Source organism: Enterococcus malodoratus ATCC 43197, assembly GCF_000407185.1.
Taxonomy (GTDB): Bacteria; Bacillota; Bacilli; order Lactobacillales; family Enterococcaceae; genus Enterococcus_A; species Enterococcus_A malodoratus.
The window spans coordinates 1,107,966-1,124,859 of the sequence record NZ_KE136482.1 but is presented as its reverse complement, the minus strand read 5'-3'; the positions used below and the strand labels follow the sequence as shown (position 1 = coordinate 1,124,859).

Here is a 16,894-nt window from a genome sequence, read left to right as displayed (position 1 = left end):
ACTTATGGCAACTGTTCAATCACGTCAAACGAAAAAAGAAGAAAATCCGCCAACGCGTTCCATAGGAAAAAGTCTCGTACTCACGATCTTAACGCTCTTATTGTTGGTTGTGATGTTCATATCGGGACAACTGGTGCGCAAAGAATATAGTTTTCATCCGATTTCTGGGACGTCCATGAATCCGACGTTGACGGAAAAAGACATGGTCTTGGTAAAAAAAAGAGATCCGATTCAACGCTATGACGTGATTGCTTTTTCGGTCAAAGGCGAAGAAGGAAAATTTGTGAAGCGCGTGATTGGGATGCCGGGAGATACGATGTTTATCCGAAATGATCGCATGGTCTTAAACATCGGGGAACATGGAGATTTCGAGACGACCTATACATTTCAGTTATCGCCGGCGGTGGCTGAAGAATTTCAAGAATTAACGAAAATCCCAAAGGGATTGTACTTCACCACGGGTGATCATATTGATGTATCGAAGGACAGCCGAACGTTTGGCTTTGTTTATAAAAAGGAAGTCGAGGGCACGGTTCAGATGCATCTTCCATCGTTGATCAGAAAGCAGGCGGTTAGCGAATGATGATAATAGGAATGTTCAGCGCCGGCTTAACCGTCTTAGCCATTATTTTTATTCTTCTAAGAGTGGTGTTTGACTTGCGGTTTTCAGCCATTCAAAAAGAACCGGATCAAACGCCCTTGTTTCGAAGAAAAATGAATCATCTTAGAAAAATTGAACAAGCCAGGCATATTCGTTACTTACTGTTTAGTGGTCTGATGGTTGGCTGTGCGTTACTCGTTTTTATCGGTTCTTTTCTATTCCTAGTGGATGATCATCAAAAAATGAAAGCAAAAAATACTCATTTAGAAGATCGAGTCGAACGTTTGGAACAACAACAGAAGCAACTACTCGCGAGTATTCCCTTAAAGAACTATCCCGAAAACGGGATCGGACTCAATGAGTACGATTGGGGAAAGTTGTCCGGGGAAGCGAGAGATTCCGACGTACAAAAAGAGATCGAAACAGGGCTTGCTCAAAAGACCGTTTCCTATTTTGGTTCTTCCGATACGACAATTTCATTAGCCGTTCCGAAAACAATGACTCTTCAGTTAAAAGGACAAACGGAAGACGATAAAAGCATGGAAACGATTCGAAAGAATCTCGATGCGTTTGCGAAAGAAGCCGAAGGGATACTCAATTTGACGGAACTTCATGTTCGAATGGTCACTTCCATGGATAAAGAAAAGAAAGTGGTTTATAGCGTGAGTTACTCTCGTGAAAACGGGGAAGAGGAGTTTCATAAGAAAAATATTTCTGAGCAGAATCTAAAGAATGATGGTGGGAAAGGCTAATGGCAGAGAACAAGAAAAAGCGAAAATGGCTCTCAACGAATGCGTTGAAAGAGTTCATCAACGATATTACTGAAGAAGAACTCCAAGCAGAAGAGCTTTATAACGAAACAAGAAGTGTTGATGAACTATTGGATGATCAGGAGCTTTCTGAAGTAATCGAACCGGATAACGAAAAAATAATAACTAACCAAACGAGGAAAGAACCTTCCGAAGAAATTGTCGAAATCCAACAGCTTCAAACGGAATTAAAGAGTCTAAAAGAAGAAGCAGAAAATCGTGTCCGCGAGTTAGAGCGAGAAAACGATGAGCTAAAAGAAAAATTGGACTTCGAACGTACCCGTTTGGAAGACGAGTTAACAGAACGCGACGAAGATTGGCAGGAAAAACTTGTCGAAATAGAAGAAAAGAAGAACGAAACAGAAGCTACAATCACACATCTCCAACAACAGTTAGAGGAAAAACAAAAAGAACTAACGGAAACAAACGAGCGAATCAGGAATGAAGCGTCAGAAAAAGAGACTAAAACAGTCAATCTAAAAGAACTGACTCAACAGCTTGCGGAATACAAAAAGAATTATCAAGAGATGCAAGAGGAAAATAGCGCCAATAAAAAAAAGTTGGCTCAGATCAAGACGGCACGTGAAAAAGAACGCGAACAATTTGATCAACTGAAAAGACAACATCACGAATTGGAACTAGAAACCCAACAGTTACATACGATCAATCAAAAAAATGAAACAAAACTAATCGAGCTTCAAGCGGAAAACGATGTGTTGGATGAAATGCTTGAAGAAAAAGAACAAGAAATTACTACAGAACTGCAACAACTAAAAGAAGACAACGCGAAGTACAAACGAACGATTCAACAGCTAGAGGAGCGGGTCGCTCAAAAGCTGAAACATGCATTGGAGGAATCACAAATGGCGATTGATGAACAAGGACACGTGCCGGAAGAACAAGAAGAAATAGTGGAAGAAATGGAACAGCTTGCGGCGGAAAAAGAAGCCCTTAACAGCGCCTTGTTCGATGCCCATGAAGAGATTGCGAAATTAGAAGAGAAAACCACTAATCTTGAACAGTTGGAAGCCGAAAAAGAACGTCTAGCCAGTCGGTTAGCCGATGCACAAATCGAGTTAAGCAAGTTGAAGGAACAAAAAGCGTCTGAGGAAAGCCTTGAATTGATCCAAGCCAAGAAACAAGTCGACGACTTGATGGAAAAGAATGAACAGCTCAAAAAAGAGGTTGTTCAATCCCAACAGGAAATCGGTGAAGTGCTGATCTCTGCGAAAAAACAAGCGAATCGCACCGTTGAAGACGCACAAGTAGAGGCGAAACATATGATTAGTTCTGCGGAATTGGAATTAGAAAACATCAGTAACCGGGCGAAAAAAATCTTGATCGAAGTGTCGGAATCACGGAAAAGCGTGCTTTCCATCTATGATGATTTGGAGTATAAGGTCGAGGCCCTTTCGAACGGGACGCTGCTAAAAGAGATCAAGAAAAAGAAACAGGACCAAAGTTTATCGAATTATTTTGATTAACCACGAAACGAAACTAGAGAGAGAAAAGGGGATACACACATTTTGATCATGAATTGGATTAGCGTAGGGCTGGTCATTTTGATACTCATTATTTGGTTTCGACGGATGATCATCAAGGTGCAGCTGCAGCGGCTAAATGTCCCACCCAATACACCGTTGCCCTTCCGAAAAAAGCTGGAAGTGGTCAAACAAGCGGAACAGGGGAAACATGTTTCTGCCTTGCTTTACTTGACGATCCTCTTGGCTTTGGGATTGCTTTTAACCACTTACGGCTTGTTTCAAATGGAGGATCAGTTGCACGTGGTCACGGAACGAACCAATCAATTAAAAGACGAGCTCTATACGCTGAAAAAAGAACAGAAACAAATCATCACCAAACTACCGATTAAAGCCTATCCCAAAAAGGGTATTGGCTTGAAAGACTATCAATGGGATGACTTGTTTGCCGAAGAAAATAGAGAGAAGCAATACGAAATTGAGAGTGATCTATCTACGAAAGTCAGTCCGTATTTTGGCTTATCAACGACGTTGATCGTCTTGGATGTGCCAACACAGACCTTAAACATTGCTTTAGCTGGGGATTCTGGCAGTGAAGAAAACCGCCAACAGATCAAAGATAACGTGAAAGCCTTCGCCAAAGAAGCGAAAGACGTGACGAAGCTGACTCAGATCACGTTCCAAATGAACTTGATGAATGACAAAGAGAAGAAAAAGACCTATAGCTGTACATTTTCTCGTGAGAAAACCGACGAAGAATTTTCATTGATCCAAGAAGAAGAGTAAAGAAAGAGGAGAGAGCGAATTATGACTGCACAACAAAAAAAGAACGGCTGGTTTTTCAATAAAAATATCATTGATGAGATCAATTCAGTGCCTGAAGAAGAGATCATGATCGAAGAACGACCAAGCCCGTCGTTAGAACGACCAGCTCCGAAAAAAATCGATGAGCTCACCGAACTGAAACGCCAAGTGACGGAAAAAGACGAATTGATTGAACAAGTCAAACGGGACACTGCATTAGAAAAGCAGCGCTTAATGAAGGAAAATGACAAGTACAAACAAGCGCTATTACGAACCGGCGAAGAAAAGGCCGAAAACCGGCGTCAAATCCAAGATTTGGAGGCTGAAACGCGCCGAAATCGGCAAGAGATTCAACGCCTGCAAGAGAATAAAGAGACGGGCTATTTGAAGGAACAATTGGATCAAGCGGAAGAAGAAATTAACACATTGAAAGCCGCATTGGAAAATACTCAAACCTTAGAAACCGAGCTGCAAGAAGCACGGCAACAGATTCGTGAATTCACCGTCAATCAAAAAGATGACGCGTATCAACATCATGAGGAGCTTCAAAAAGTTGAGCGGCAAATGGACAGCGTCGTCAATGAACTGCAGGAAAAAGAAGAACTGGTCGCTCAATTGGATCAATTGATCGTAGAGAAGGATCAACTGATTTTAGAAAAAGACGAGCTTGTTCAACAAGTGATTCAGGATCAGAAGCAACAAGAATCTATCGTAGAGACCGAGTTGGTGTCGGAATTACAACATCAAATTACCACCCTGCAAACCGAAAATGAACAGCTAAAACAAGAAGCGATCCATTCTCAACATGAAATCGGCGAAGTGTTGATCTCTGCTCGTCGACAAGCAAATCGGATGGTGGAAAAAGCCAAGTTGGATGCCCAACGAATCGTCAAAGATTCAGAAGCAGAACTTCAAACGATCCATGATCGGGCCAAAGAAATTTCTTGTGAAGTTGATGAATCGCGTCAAACAATCATGAGCATTTATGAAGAACTGAAAAGCCGGGTCGATCAATTGGCTCAAAGCAATGTGCCAAATCTAGAAGAAATCAAAGAACGATATGAGTACCCGAAGGTTTCGGTGTTATCCCGTAAGGAATAGAAAGATGTAGAGAACATTGTCGCCGTCTGTTTACATTGTTCTCCCTACATAGTGCTTCAGGAATTTCGATGAATCATTATAGTGTGAGGGTTTTAACTAAAAAGGAGAGATTACAATGAATCAAGTCTTGATTCTGACAAGAAATATTTTAGCCGAGCAAGAAATGCAGCAAAAATTACAGGCATTGAATTATGAGGTGTATTGTTCAACCAAATTTTTTGAGCGGTGCAGCCAACGAGTAAACACTGTGGATTTCTTTCAATATTTTCAATACGTCATGTTAAGTGAAACGATTTGTGAATCTGAGGTAATGGAGTTGGTTCCGCTGATAGAGAATCCATCTACCCGCATTATTCGCAAAGTGGAAACACAGGCAACCGAGATGGATCATAAACTTTTGGAAGAAGGCCTTCTAAATGCGATTATCTCAAGGGAGGATTCGGTGGATGAATTAAGAGAATGCCTTTATACCTTGAAAAGAGAATTGGGTGGGAAGGAACAACTTGATAAGGGTGCAAAGGTCGTACAATTGTCGGAGAAAGTTTCCCTAATGCGCACGAATTCACTGCAAAAAATGTCTCTATCAACAGAAGATAATTACAAGTTATTAGATGTCATGCATCATTTGTCACAGACCGAAACTCGGATTTTATATCTATTGATCCAAGCCGGCAGCCAAGTGGTGACGAGAGAAGCGATCTGTCATGAGATTTGGAATGAAGAAGTTAACAAATCCCATTTAGCGTCGCTTTCAAGCACAGTTACACGAATCAAGGGCAAGTTTGAACAGACAAGTTTATCACACAAAGCCATCCAAACCTTGTGGGGCAAAGGATATCGGATTAATCCAGAGTTGTTGGATCGGATTCAAAAGAGTGAGGCATTGAATAATGTCGTTTCAAATGGGTGAGTTGATTAGATTCATCTATGCTTGACTATATTCTTGAAAAATACCTTTGCGACTCTATGCCGCAAGGGTATTTTTGTATGTTTGCTACGTGAGTGGTTCCGGAGAGCCTTCAGCGGGGTATTAAAAGACCTCCCAAATTGATAAACGGATGTTGGTTTCTCGACCGCATCACAATCAAATTTAGGAGGACCCTTTATGAAAAAGCATACTAAAAGTTTAGCACATAAAAATGGAGATGTAAGTCTCACATTGCGTATATGATAATGCTATTTTTGTTCTTGATTCAAGCGATTCCTTTTACATCCACTTTGAATAATAGTTTGGAAATCGCCAGCATCTAATCTCTTATCTTCTACTCAAATCAGTCATTTTAAAACTTGAATCATAATCAAATTCAAGTGGCTGCTTTTCATTCAATAATGTATCGTTCAACGTGATTTTGAATATTTCTTGAGATTCATAAGGATTAAAACAATAGGTCAAATCAGTCACATCCAGAACTGCACGGTACTGAGTAAAATCTATTGAACCATCGTTTTTGATATTAACACCCTTAGGAATTGTCACGTTATCCAGAATTTTAAATACGGAGTTTATTCCTTCTCCAACCGTCTCACCAGTATCAACTAATGCACGTAAATAGGCTGCTCGAACAAAACGTTCCGGCGAAGTATACCCTCCAGGTAACCCAAATGTTCCTGCTCCTTGTCCAAAGGGTTTGATCTCATAGTTACCAATTTTTTTATTCGTGAAATTATTAGGTTGAAGACTCAAATAATTATTTAGATTCTTTAAGTGCCAATCAAAGTCAGGGCTATTGGTCATTACTCCCACAGGATTATCTTTCACGAGCATTTCTCCACTGTCGGATTCTAATACGACAGTTTCCCCTGTTTTATCTGTGACAATGAAATGTAAGGGAGGAACAAAACCTAGCATTGGAATCGCTTCTTCGATCAAATGAACCTCAGTAATTCTTTCTCTTAATTCAGAAATATCCTTCATCTGGCCCAACAACCACATAATAAACTCATGGGGAGCCAGATTTACTTTATTCTCTTGCTCAGTATCGCCATATTTAGCCTCATTTAAAAAGTACAATTCTGCAACAGCGAACCCATTTTCATTTACACCATCCGCTAAAAAATATTCTCCTAGATTTCTACCGGTACCTATAAATCCATACTTTGTTTTTTGTTCCACCTTCTGATGTTTCCACGTATAATTCCGTGGAATAACAACTGGCTTCCCTTCAAGTTGGAACCCAAAGTCCATTGTTCTAGCTAAAAAATGATGTTGCGCATTACTGGTTAATGTTAAGCTCGTACACATTTTACCACTCCTTCTATATGATCGATGATTATTAAAAGGTTGTTGTAGGAGTCCCTTTTCTTAAGAATATACACCTAAGAACGATAAAATTGAAACAAAACGGGATTGAATAAAATCAAGATCATTAATAAGAATGTCCGCTCAAAAGGATAAGTTGGATCAATTTGGATGCTAAACAATTCAGTGATAAAAGTGTGATTTTTGCGATAAGTATAATGAACACATTCTCGGCAAGGTAAAAAAATTTTGCGTCGGATAGTCGATTTATTTAAAAAATATCTTTTATTATGATTATTTTATCTATAATTAGTGTAAACTGTAACGTAGGGTTGAAAAAAATTACTTGTTTGTAAGTAGGAGGATTTTAATGAAAAAGAAAATAGGGTTGTTTGTATTTGGGGTATTAGTATGCACGAGTTTAGCAGGATGTAAAGGTGGAGGAGGATCTGCCGCTGCACCTGAAGTATCATCTAAGGAATCCTCGTCTGAGGTCAAAAAGGTAAAAGAAGAGTCTTCATCTTCTGAAACAAAAGAATCAGAAGAGCTTCCAAAAACAGGGGAAGGCGATTCCTTCTATTTTGATCTGATGATTGAGGCCGCACAATCGCAGCTTCCAAGCGTAAAAGAGCAGATGGGGGACATGTACTCCGATATTACAATTACTGGCGGCGAAGGTCACACAATCGTTTATACGTATACTTTTACAAATGATCCCGGATTAGATATGGATGTAGAGGCTCTAAAACCAGTTATGGTCAAAGGAATGAAACCCGTACTGGATTCTGTAAAAGGAACGATACCGGATGCGAAAGTTCAAATCATTTATTTAAGACCCGATCAATCTGAATTGGGCAATATGATCATTACCCAAGAAGATATAGATATGATTCCAGAAGAAACGATATAGCAACGAACGAGGATTGGTGCGTATTCCAATCCTTTTTTTTGTTTTGCGAAAACTATGAATTGAGATTTGGTGATTAAATCTTTTAACCCGTGATATAGGCCCCCAAATCAACCCCTGCGACCGCAAAATCGCAGGGGTATTCAGCGTCCAGTCGTCATGGATCACGTCCACGCAACCAATGGTTGACAAGGGCGATGATCAATCCCACACAGAGCGGGAAAATGTATTTAGTATAGAGAAAAAAAGAATTTAGAGTGAGGATCGGAGAATTTTCCGATCCCTTTTTTTGTTTTTTTGAGAATACTGATGTGTGGCTTCCTTCAAAAACAGTACTTAGATAGCTTGGGTTTTGATAATTGGCATCAGATTTCTTATGTTAATGTTCATCTCGTTGGATGAGAATCCTTCTCAACATAAGTTTTATTTGTACTGTAAAAAAAAGTGAAAGGTCAGTTTCGAAAAGTAGTTATGGAGCTGTCTGAAATACAAATCGTTAGAAGGGAAAACGTCAATACACATAAAAAACATCTCTTCAATTTGAAGAGATGTTTTTTAATGAGATCACGAAAATGGAATATTAAATATAACCTTAAATTTACTTAGTATTGTGAAAACCAAGTTAATTTTAATCGCTAAATAAAAATTAATAACCTTAAAATTAACCACTAACATCATTATAATTTATTTTAAATGATAATTCAATGTTTTTTTGACCAAAATGACGCGGGTTTCTATTTTTGAAAGTTCGAAATTAATGACACAAAAGTACGAGATGAAAAATCTGGCAAATGACAATCTGTTTAGAACGTCATTTTCGCCGTCAATCAGAAGGAGAATTTCTATGCGCAGAGGAGAAAATATTTATCAAAGAAAAGATGGTCGATGGGAAGGGCGGTATAAGAAAGGCCGAAAGACAAATGGTCAGGTAAAGTACGGGTATATTTATGGAAAATCCCTGCACGAGGTACGGATGAAGCTCTATCCATTAAAGGTTCAGTATCAGAGCATTCAAAGTACCCGTGGAAGTTTTTGTATTCCGCTTGAGGAATGGGGGTATCAATGGTTAAAGAGGATACAAGGGGAGGTCAAACCTTCTACCTATGCAAATTATCAATACAAACTAACGAAATATGTCTTTCCATTTATCGGAGAAAACCTGTTAAATGAATTAACACCGGAAATCGGGAAAGAACTGATCAAGCAGTGGATGCGGTATGGCCTAAGAGGATCTACGATAAAAGTCACGTTGCGAATTTTATGCCAATGCATCAATCAGGCTAAGAAACTGGATTATTTAAAGGAAAACCCCTTTTCTTCCATTCGATTGCCCAAGGATGAAAAGAGAAAAATCCGCGCATTGTCACAAAAGGAGCAGCAGACTCTAGAGAAGGCTGCGTTAAAAGAAGGCGGAGTTCGCGGATTACCTGCTTATTTAGCTTTATACACGGGCTTGCGAATCGGAGAGATCTCAGCGTTATGCTGGTCGGATATTGATTTTGAGAGAAACATCATCCATGTTTCTCATACATACCAGAGACTAGCACTTGCAGATGGCACACATAAAACGCAGCTAGTTTATGACACAGCCAAAACAGATGCAGCGATACGGATCGTGCCCTTTGGCAGCAAATTGAGAAGGCTGCTACTTCAGCTAAAGAAAAAAACAAGCAGTCACTATGTTTTTTCATGCAATAGCAGGCCGATAGAACCACGCTTACTGACGTATCATTTCCATCGGTTGCGGGAAAAGGCCGGTATCAAGGATATTCACTTTCATCAATTACGACATACATTTGCGACAAGGTGCTTAGAGGCACAAGGAGATATCTTATCCGTGAGTGCGATGCTGGGACATACGTCAACGCAGTTAACCTTAGATACCTATGCGGATTCCATGATTGAGCAACGTATTCAGGTCATTTATCAAATGGAAAAAATACTACAATAAAACACTATTCGAAATCAAAAAAAATTTGAGAGAGAATTTTGGGCTCTTCCTTTTTTTAATTTTAAGTAAGCGCTCTCTTTATATGGGAGGGTTTTTGTTTCCAATTTATTGCCGGACAAGGTTGAAAAAGATCTGGAGAATTCTATTTATCAATTGTATATGCCGTCAGTTTTAGTCAAGAACAGTCTGGAAAGGTTGATGGATCAATGGTTTTCCTGTCCTCCTTGGTTTTCACAATACTAAGTAAAAAACATTCGACTTTCTTTGGCTATTTTGTACCAGATTTATTGATTTTACCAGAAAGTCGTCCCAATGCTAAAACAGAAAGTTCTTTTTCTGTTTAGAATATAAAATAAGGAGAGAATTATTATGAAGGATTTAAAAGGAAAGTTACTATTATGCATAGCCAGTTTATCTATTTTAGGGATGGCTTTTGCGGGAAGTATTGGTGGGTTTGCGGATACGTTGGATACACCAGTAAGAGTCCAATTTGAAGCGGATGGTCATGTTCCTAACCCGAACCCTGATCCTGACGAGCTGCAATTACGTTTTGTTCCTAATCTCGTTGACTTCGGCAATGCACACACTGCAGGAAATGCGGTGACGCAATCGATTGGAACGAGTGGGAAATATGTAGCATTGTACGATGGAAGAGACAGCAACGAGTCAAATAATGAATGGACATTATCTGCCAGTGCTTCTAGCCTGACGAACCCAGTAGCACCGGCCCAAGTAATCAACTCAGGAAAAATTAAGGTTGCGGTAGGAACAATGAAAGATTGGACTGCTCCTAGCGAACCGACTGCAGCGACTGCCACTGCTGACGCTGCAGATATTACCGTAGGTTCTGGTGTTACAGCGGGTGTTGCGGAGTTATCACTAGATGGAACTTCTGCAGAATTAGCGAAAACAGATGCAAGTATTAGCGATCATGGATATGCATTGCCGATTGATTCAATGACATTGGAATTAGCAGCAGGGGATTCAAACACAAACTTTGCTGGACAAACGTTCCATGGCAATATCACTTGGGCACTAACTGATTCATTCTAATAATTTTTATTGAGTGAAAGGGAAGAGGATTGTTCTCTTCTCTTTCTTTTATTAAGGAGAACGACTGATGGAAAAACAGTTTGCCAAAAAGGATGTCTTCTCCCTAATAAGGAGAAGTCTTTGTTGTCTATTGCTCATATCTGGCTGCATTTTTTATAGTTCCTATGGCTATGCGGATGAAACTAAAAATACAAGCGTGAAGGAAGAACAGCCAGAAAATGACGTGGGATTTGCTGTTGAACCAGTTAAAACAGCGACTCAAATCGACTCGCAAAAGGGCTTTTATTTCATCAAGGCAGAACCGAATAAGCCGCAAGAGCTGACGATAAAAATTCGAAGCACGAATGTGAAGCCAGCAAAGGTCAACATCTATGTAAAAAATGCCCACACAAATCAAAATGGTGTGATCGATTACGACAATGACGAGTATAGAAGAGATTCCACTTTGAAAAATTCAATCGAAGAAATTACCTCAATCTCCGAGAGCACGGTCACGGTTGAAAATTATGAAGAAAAAGTCGTCACCCTCACAGTCACACCTCCTAAAGAAACCTTTGAAGGTGTAAAGGGCGGAACGATTTGTATCATGAAAGCTGATTCGTCAGAAGCGGCTGAGGGCTTGAGCTCTACCTTTGGTTATCGGATCGGCCTTTTGGTCACTGAGGATTCAGAGGTATATGATGATGGCTCCTCGCTCAATCTTCTAAAAGTACAACCAACGGTCCATCAAGGAAAACGAGTGATTCAAGCTCGAATGCAAAATCCCGAAGCAAAAGTTTTAGACGACCTGACGATTGAAACCAAGTTGTATAAAAAGGGCAGCCGTGAAATCTTAAAGAAACGTACAGCGAACACCATGCGTATGGCCCCGAATTCTCAGTTTGATTTCGCGACCAATTGGGGAATCGATCCGATTAAAAGCGGTACCTACACGCTGCATGTTCGGGCACAATCAGGAGAGCATACCTGGGAATGGAAGAAAGATTTTACCGTTGGAGAGAAACAAGCCAAGAAGATCAATGAAGAGGCTAGCTTCACGATTACGTATCAAGAATGGGTGCCCTTAGTGGTTATCTTAATCGGAGTTGCGAGTGTCATTCTAATAGGGTGTCTCTATGTACGCAGAAAAAAATGGGAGGCACTATAAATATCTCAGAAGGAAGGTGAAGAGATGAATAAAAAGAGACCAGCAGCCTTCGTATTATTAGGGGTAGTGAGCAGCGCCTTTCTGCTGCTAACTCCTATCTATTCTTGTGCAGCTAGCACCACATCAACCTCTTTAGCTATCACATTTTCTAATCAAGAACAAGAAAAGGAAATCGATCCTTCGATTGATCTCCCGGTAATCAAAACGACGAAAACCGAAAGAGGGTATGAAACTTCTTATCTCACTAAATCAGATCAACGACGTTTGCCAATGACTGGCGAGGAATACAGCTTTGCCCTTTATTGTTTAGGATGGGCAACCCTGCTATTTGTTTTCCTTTTTTTCTTCATCGGTATTTACGAACGAGAAGGGAGAGAGAACAGTGAGTAAAAAATGGCTTTCCTGTTTCCTTATTACAAGCATCGTATCGAGTATGGTGATTCAGCCTTTGATCAGTGTGGCAATCGAACAAAACTCAGAAGAGACAAGCCTAACAGAAGCGTCTTCTGGGGAACTTACGACAATGTCTAGTGATGTATTAGGCGTTTCAAACGAAACAACAACTTCAGAGGAAGAACCGGTCAAGGAAGAACAAGACGAAGAGATTCTTGCTGAACAAGCATATGATGAGCGTGACTTATCGAAAGAAGACGAGGCAAACGCTTCGCATCCGGTCATGCAAGCACAGATAGAGCAAGAGAAACTGACTGGAGAAATTAACTTAGGATCTGATCCGAATGAGGATTCAATAACGACGATTCAAGCAGTCGCTTTGCAGGCAAAAGATGCAGATGGTGGTTGGTTTGAGGTGAATGTCTTTGAGGATGGTGAGGATCACATACTAAATGACGCTCCTTTCAAATTTGAAACCGATGATATTTTGGATGAACAAAATTATCGACTGGTTTTAGATTATGTCATAGAGGAGTCCGATGATGAACAATCAATAGTAAGAACACTTCATAAAGGCCAGTATCTATTTGAGCAGGACGATACCGCAGATACTCCTGCGGAACCAGAAAAAAATAATGAAGAGCCTCAATCAACTGAAGAAAGTACGGAAGAGGAGGACCCTCAAAGGGATATCACACCAAGGGCTGTTAGTGATGTTGTGTATAACGGACAATACTATAACAAGGCGTATGCAAATGTAACTATAGCTGGAATAAAGAGGAGAGAAGCCACCATTAGCTACCTTCGTCATAAGTATGAACGCCCTCAATACACTCAATACGCGGTATGGAGTACTGATCCTACTCGTATTACTAGACTTTGTGCTAATTTAACTAATGCTTCAAAAATACCAAATAATTTGTGGCTACAGTTGAAGGCTGAAGGTACCAATGTGGTAACACCTTGGAAAAACAACCATACCGGAGCTGCATCTATGCCGTCTGCTTACTTTGGCGGAGTAATGACAAATTTAAAACCGAATACAACTTACTATGTCTGGCTTTTTGAAATTTATGAGGGCGGAACATTTTCCGCGGAATTTTTCCATCCGCAAGAAACCTCTTCTGTTGATTCAAAAGGTATCCATTCACCATATGTATTCACTACCGATTCCGCAGTTGCTTTATCCATCACAACCCCGACGTTCACCCAAGCGAGTGCTGCAGCCACGACTATTCCGATGGTAGGGAAAGCATATACTGGAGATGTTTTTCAAACAAGTGGGCAAGGAAAAGTTCAGGTAACGTCCAATGATGGAACGACTGTCCAAGATAGAGTAACGAATTTAGGTCATACAATAACGGAAGGCGGTACCTATAATAGTACGACTGTATCAGGACTAACCGCGGGAACACGTTATAGAGGACGAGTGGCAATCAAGGACTATGGAGGGACTTGGAGGTATTCCGGGTGGAGTGACTATTTTTATACACCTAATACCGCTAACCAGCCCGCGGCTCCTACATTGAATACACCGACAGCCTCAAATAATGCGACAGCAAATGTGAGTGCTACCTATAATGCGGGGGATGTGGCGGCACACCCCACCTCAACTGACATACAGATAAGTACGAATAATTCGACGTGGTCTACCATCACCGCGGATACAACGCCGGCAATCACCAATCGAGTATTCAATACTGGAAGTAAGAATGTGACATTTACATTATCAAAACTCAATGCCAAAACGAGGTATTACGTTCGCTATCGTGTTCGAAATGCCAGTAATGTCTGGTCCGGCTATTCAACTGCACGTGAATTTACTACCGGAGCCATGTCGTTAACGATTACTGCACCGACATTTACTCAAGCAAGTGCGACAACGACAAGTATTCCAATGGTTGGAAAAGCATATACCGGTGATATTTATCAAACGAATTCACAAGGAAAAGTACAAGTAACCTCAAATGATGGAACGACGCTTCAGGACAGGATTACTAATTTAGGTCATACACAGACTCAAGGAGGAACCTACAATAGTGCGACTATATCAGGATTGTTCGCAGGAACACGATATAGAGGACGAGTCGTAATAATGGACTATGGTGGGACTTGGAGATACTCCGCTTGGAGTGACTATTTTTATACACCTAATACCGTTAATCAACCAGCGACGCCTACATTGAATACACCGACAGCTGCGAATAATGCGACAGCCGCTGTAAGTGCGACGTATAATACTGGCGAAGTCGCAGCGCATGCTTCAACAGCTGAAGTACAGATAAGTACAAACAACTCTACGTGGACGACTCTTAGCACAAGCACGACTCCAGCAACGACGACGCCAAGTATTGCTACTGGAAGTAAAACTGTGAGCTTTTCTTTATCAAAGCTCAATTCAAGGACAAGATACTATGTTCGGTATCGTGCCAGAAACAGCAGTAATGTATGGTCAGACTTTTCAGCTTCACGAGAGTTTACGACCAATTCAGTGGCATTAGCTCTCACGGCACCAACGTTTACTCAAGGAAGTGCAACAGCTACGAGTATTCCCTTGGTTGGGAAAGCCTATACAGGAGACATTTTTCAAACTACTACACAAGGAATCGTACAAGTAACACCTAATGATGGGACAACGATTCAAGATAAAGTAACGAATTTAGGCCACACGAATACTACTGGAGGAAGTTACAACAGTGCGACTGTAGGAAGTTTAGCTGCCGGCACACGCTATCGAGGACGAGTAGCAATCAAGGATTACGGCGGCACATTGAGATACTCTGGCTGGAGTGATTATTTCTATACACCAAATACAGTTAATCAGCCAGCTATTTCGACATTGGGTGCACCAACAGCTGCGGCGGATGCGACAGCGGACGTGAGTGCCACTTACAATGCAGGAGATACGGCAGCTCACCCGACGTCAACGGATATCCAAATCAGTACCGATAACTCGACGTGGTCTACCATTACCGCAGAAACCACACCGGCAATCACAGATCGAGTCTTTAATACGGGGACCAAGGGTGTAACCTTTAAACTATCGAAGCTTAATGCCAAAACACGGTATTATCTTCGTTACCGTGTTCGAAACAGCAGTAATGTTTGGTCGGAATTTTCGACCTCTCGCGAGTTTACAACATTAGGCGTTCCACTGGATATTTCCCCGCCGGTTTTTGATCAAGCAACTGCGACGGCAACAGGTATTCAATTGAAACAAGGGACATATACTGGAGATATCTCGCAAAATGCAAACGACGGGATCGTTTACACGGAATCCTACAAAAATGAAGAAGCAAATGAAAACGACTGGACGCAGCGTGTGAGCAATTTACAACATACAATAACTAGAAACGGCACCTATTCTTCGACGATGATTAACGGGCTGACTCCCGGGACACGATACAGAGGCTGGGTAAAATTTAAAAATGCAGAAGGAACGGATGTCGGTCCTATCGGTCAGCCAGAAGGATCAGACAACTACTACTTCTACACTAAAAATATTGTATCTAACCTTAGTGAGCCGACGCTGAATTCACCAGTTGCGGAGAATGGTGCCACCGCGGAGTTTTCTGTTGATTATCAAGCAGCAGGGGATCATCCCGATCAACCAGCCGCACATCCGAGTGATGTAAAAATCTATTTAAGTACGGACGGTACAACTTTTTCTGAGATTAACGCTAGTCCGAATAGTCCTTCAATAGAAGACTTCACGATTGATCCGACAGCAAAAAAGGCGACCGTGAAAATCAAAACCTTGAATGCTGGGCAAACGTATCATGTGAAATGTAGTGTGGTCAATCAAGGTGGAGAGTCTGAGCAAACATCTGCACGGACGTTCACAACCAATCAACGACAACCAGGACTGTATATTTCAGACACACCGAATTTCCATTTTGGAGTTCAAGCGGTCAGTCCAAGTACAACGATTGCACGCCTATCTGATCATCAGGGAACAAATGACATTGGAATCAAACTAGAAAATATTGGGATAAATTCGAACTGGTCCTTCGCTGCACGGCTGTCGCCGTTACAAACACCAGAAGGCAGTAATCAACAGTTGACCGGAGCCCAAATCTCTTTCAATAAACAGCTGGAACAAACAACAGACGGTGACTCTTGGCAGCCAGTGACGCAAGATTTTGAAGGGTTATCGGATGCAACGACCCTGCTTCCGTCAGATAATTCGACCATACAATTATGGCGATCGACTAGCGTAGCTGCTGGGCAAGGAAAGTTTAAAACAAACATCGGGTTTGATTCAGTAAACCTGCTGGTTCCAGGGAACATCGCCCAAAAAGGAGCGTATTACGACGGGAAAATCGAGTGGTTAATGGTGAATGAGCCTTAATAGTCGGATAAAAACCAAGTACAACGGCTCTTCAAGATAGAAAATAAGAATGTCGGG

At 41.0% G+C, this 16,894-nt stretch carries 13 protein-coding genes; 12 read left to right on the top strand and 1 reads right to left on the bottom strand.

What is annotated here, in order from left to right; all coding sequences use genetic code 11:
* Positions 1-4: 4 nt before the first annotated feature.
* The 6 genes from lepB to I585_RS15170 all read left to right on the top strand — a co-directional run bounded on the left by lepB (position 5) and on the right by I585_RS15170 (position 5,706).
* On the top strand, positions 5-583 hold the full coding sequence (gene lepB / locus I585_RS15195; protein ID WP_010741549.1) for a signal peptidase I: 579 nt from the start codon (positions 5-7) through the stop codon (positions 581-583).
* Complete coding sequence (locus I585_RS15190) at positions 580-1,353, top strand: hypothetical protein (RefSeq protein WP_010741548.1); 774 nt, start codon at positions 580-582, stop codon at positions 1,351-1,353. The genes lepB and I585_RS15190 overlap by 4 nt, the downstream gene beginning before the upstream one ends.
* Positions 1,353-2,894, top strand: coding sequence for a coiled-coil domain-containing protein (locus tag I585_RS15185; RefSeq protein WP_010741547.1), 1,542 nt, complete (start codon positions 1,353-1,355; stop codon positions 2,892-2,894). The genes I585_RS15190 and I585_RS15185 overlap by 1 nt, the downstream gene beginning before the upstream one ends.
* A 48-nt stretch (positions 2,895-2,942) precedes the next feature.
* Complete coding sequence (locus I585_RS15180; protein ID WP_244266011.1) at positions 2,943-3,677, top strand: hypothetical protein; 735 nt, start codon at positions 2,943-2,945, stop codon at positions 3,675-3,677.
* 21 nt (positions 3,678-3,698) lie between these two features.
* Entirely contained in the window at positions 3,699-4,796 is a 1,098-nt protein-coding gene (locus tag I585_RS15175; RefSeq protein ID WP_010741545.1) for a coiled-coil domain-containing protein, read from the top strand.
* A 115-nt stretch (positions 4,797-4,911) separates the two neighbouring features.
* The gene (locus I585_RS15170) at positions 4,912-5,706 is read left to right on the top strand and encodes a helix-turn-helix domain-containing protein (protein WP_010741544.1); all 795 of its coding nucleotides are present in this window, start codon (positions 4,912-4,914) and stop codon (positions 5,704-5,706) included.
* Between the two features lie 345 nt (positions 5,707-6,051).
* Here I585_RS15170 and I585_RS15165 read toward each other — a convergent pair whose 3' ends face one another.
* The gene (locus I585_RS15165; RefSeq protein WP_010741543.1) at positions 6,052-7,038 is read right to left on the bottom strand and encodes a choloylglycine hydrolase family protein; all 987 of its coding nucleotides are present in this window, start codon (positions 7,036-7,038) and stop codon (positions 6,052-6,054) included.
* A gap of 367 nt (positions 7,039-7,405) precedes the next feature.
* Between I585_RS15165 and I585_RS15160 the strand changes: the two genes are divergently transcribed.
* From I585_RS15160 to I585_RS15135, 6 genes are all read left to right on the top strand, one after another.
* Positions 7,406-7,945 carry a hypothetical protein gene (locus I585_RS15160; protein WP_010741542.1) on the top strand — a complete coding sequence of 180 codons (540 nt, stop codon included), beginning with the start codon at positions 7,406-7,408 and terminating at the stop codon, positions 7,943-7,945.
* Between the two features lie 841 nt (positions 7,946-8,786).
* Positions 8,787-9,893, top strand: coding sequence for a tyrosine-type recombinase/integrase (locus I585_RS15155; protein WP_010741541.1), 1,107 nt, complete (start codon positions 8,787-8,789; stop codon positions 9,891-9,893).
* Between the two features lie 369 nt (positions 9,894-10,262).
* Positions 10,263-10,946 (top strand): WxL domain-containing protein, encoded by a 684-nt coding sequence (locus I585_RS15150; RefSeq protein ID WP_010741540.1) that lies wholly within the window; start codon positions 10,263-10,265, stop codon positions 10,944-10,946.
* A 67-nt stretch (positions 10,947-11,013) separates the two neighbouring features.
* Complete coding sequence (locus tag I585_RS15145; RefSeq protein ID WP_010741539.1) at positions 11,014-12,093, top strand: WxLIP family cell surface protein; 1,080 nt, start codon at positions 11,014-11,016, stop codon at positions 12,091-12,093.
* 24 nt (positions 12,094-12,117) lie between these two features.
* Positions 12,118-12,483 carry a hypothetical protein gene (locus tag I585_RS15140; protein ID WP_010741538.1) on the top strand — a complete coding sequence of 122 codons (366 nt, stop codon included), beginning with the start codon at positions 12,118-12,120 and terminating at the stop codon, positions 12,481-12,483.
* Positions 12,476-16,837, top strand: coding sequence for a WxL domain-containing protein (locus I585_RS15135; protein ID WP_010741537.1), 4,362 nt, complete (start codon positions 12,476-12,478; stop codon positions 16,835-16,837). Before I585_RS15140 ends, I585_RS15135 begins: the two co-directional genes overlap by 8 nt.
* Positions 16,838-16,894: the final 57 nt, after the last annotated feature.

Bases quoted from the DNA above. Each gene is read 5' to 3' on its own strand.
- lepB (WP_010741549.1), top strand. From the start codon at position 5: ATGGCAACTGTTCAATCACGTCAAACGAAAAAAGAAGAAAATCCGCCA.
- I585_RS15190 (WP_010741548.1), top strand. From the start codon at position 580: ATGATGATAATAGGAATGTTCAGCGCCGGCTTAACCGTCTTAGCCATT.
- I585_RS15185 (WP_010741547.1), top strand. From the start codon at position 1,353: ATGGCAGAGAACAAGAAAAAGCGAAAATGGCTCTCAACGAATGCGTTG.
- I585_RS15180 (WP_244266011.1), top strand. From the start codon at position 2,943: ATGAATTGGATTAGCGTAGGGCTGGTCATTTTGATACTCATTATTTGG.
- I585_RS15175 (WP_010741545.1), top strand. From the start codon at position 3,699: ATGACTGCACAACAAAAAAAGAACGGCTGGTTTTTCAATAAAAATATC.
- I585_RS15170 (WP_010741544.1), top strand. From the start codon at position 4,912: ATGAATCAAGTCTTGATTCTGACAAGAAATATTTTAGCCGAGCAAGAA.
- I585_RS15165 (WP_010741543.1), bottom strand. From the start codon at position 7,038: ATGTGTACGAGCTTAACATTAACCAGTAATGCGCAACATCATTTTTTA.
- I585_RS15160 (WP_010741542.1), top strand. From the start codon at position 7,406: ATGAAAAAGAAAATAGGGTTGTTTGTATTTGGGGTATTAGTATGCACG.
- I585_RS15155 (WP_010741541.1), top strand. From the start codon at position 8,787: ATGCGCAGAGGAGAAAATATTTATCAAAGAAAAGATGGTCGATGGGAA.
- I585_RS15150 (WP_010741540.1), top strand. From the start codon at position 10,263: ATGAAGGATTTAAAAGGAAAGTTACTATTATGCATAGCCAGTTTATCT.
- I585_RS15145 (WP_010741539.1), top strand. From the start codon at position 11,014: ATGGAAAAACAGTTTGCCAAAAAGGATGTCTTCTCCCTAATAAGGAGA.
- I585_RS15140 (WP_010741538.1), top strand. From the start codon at position 12,118: ATGAATAAAAAGAGACCAGCAGCCTTCGTATTATTAGGGGTAGTGAGC.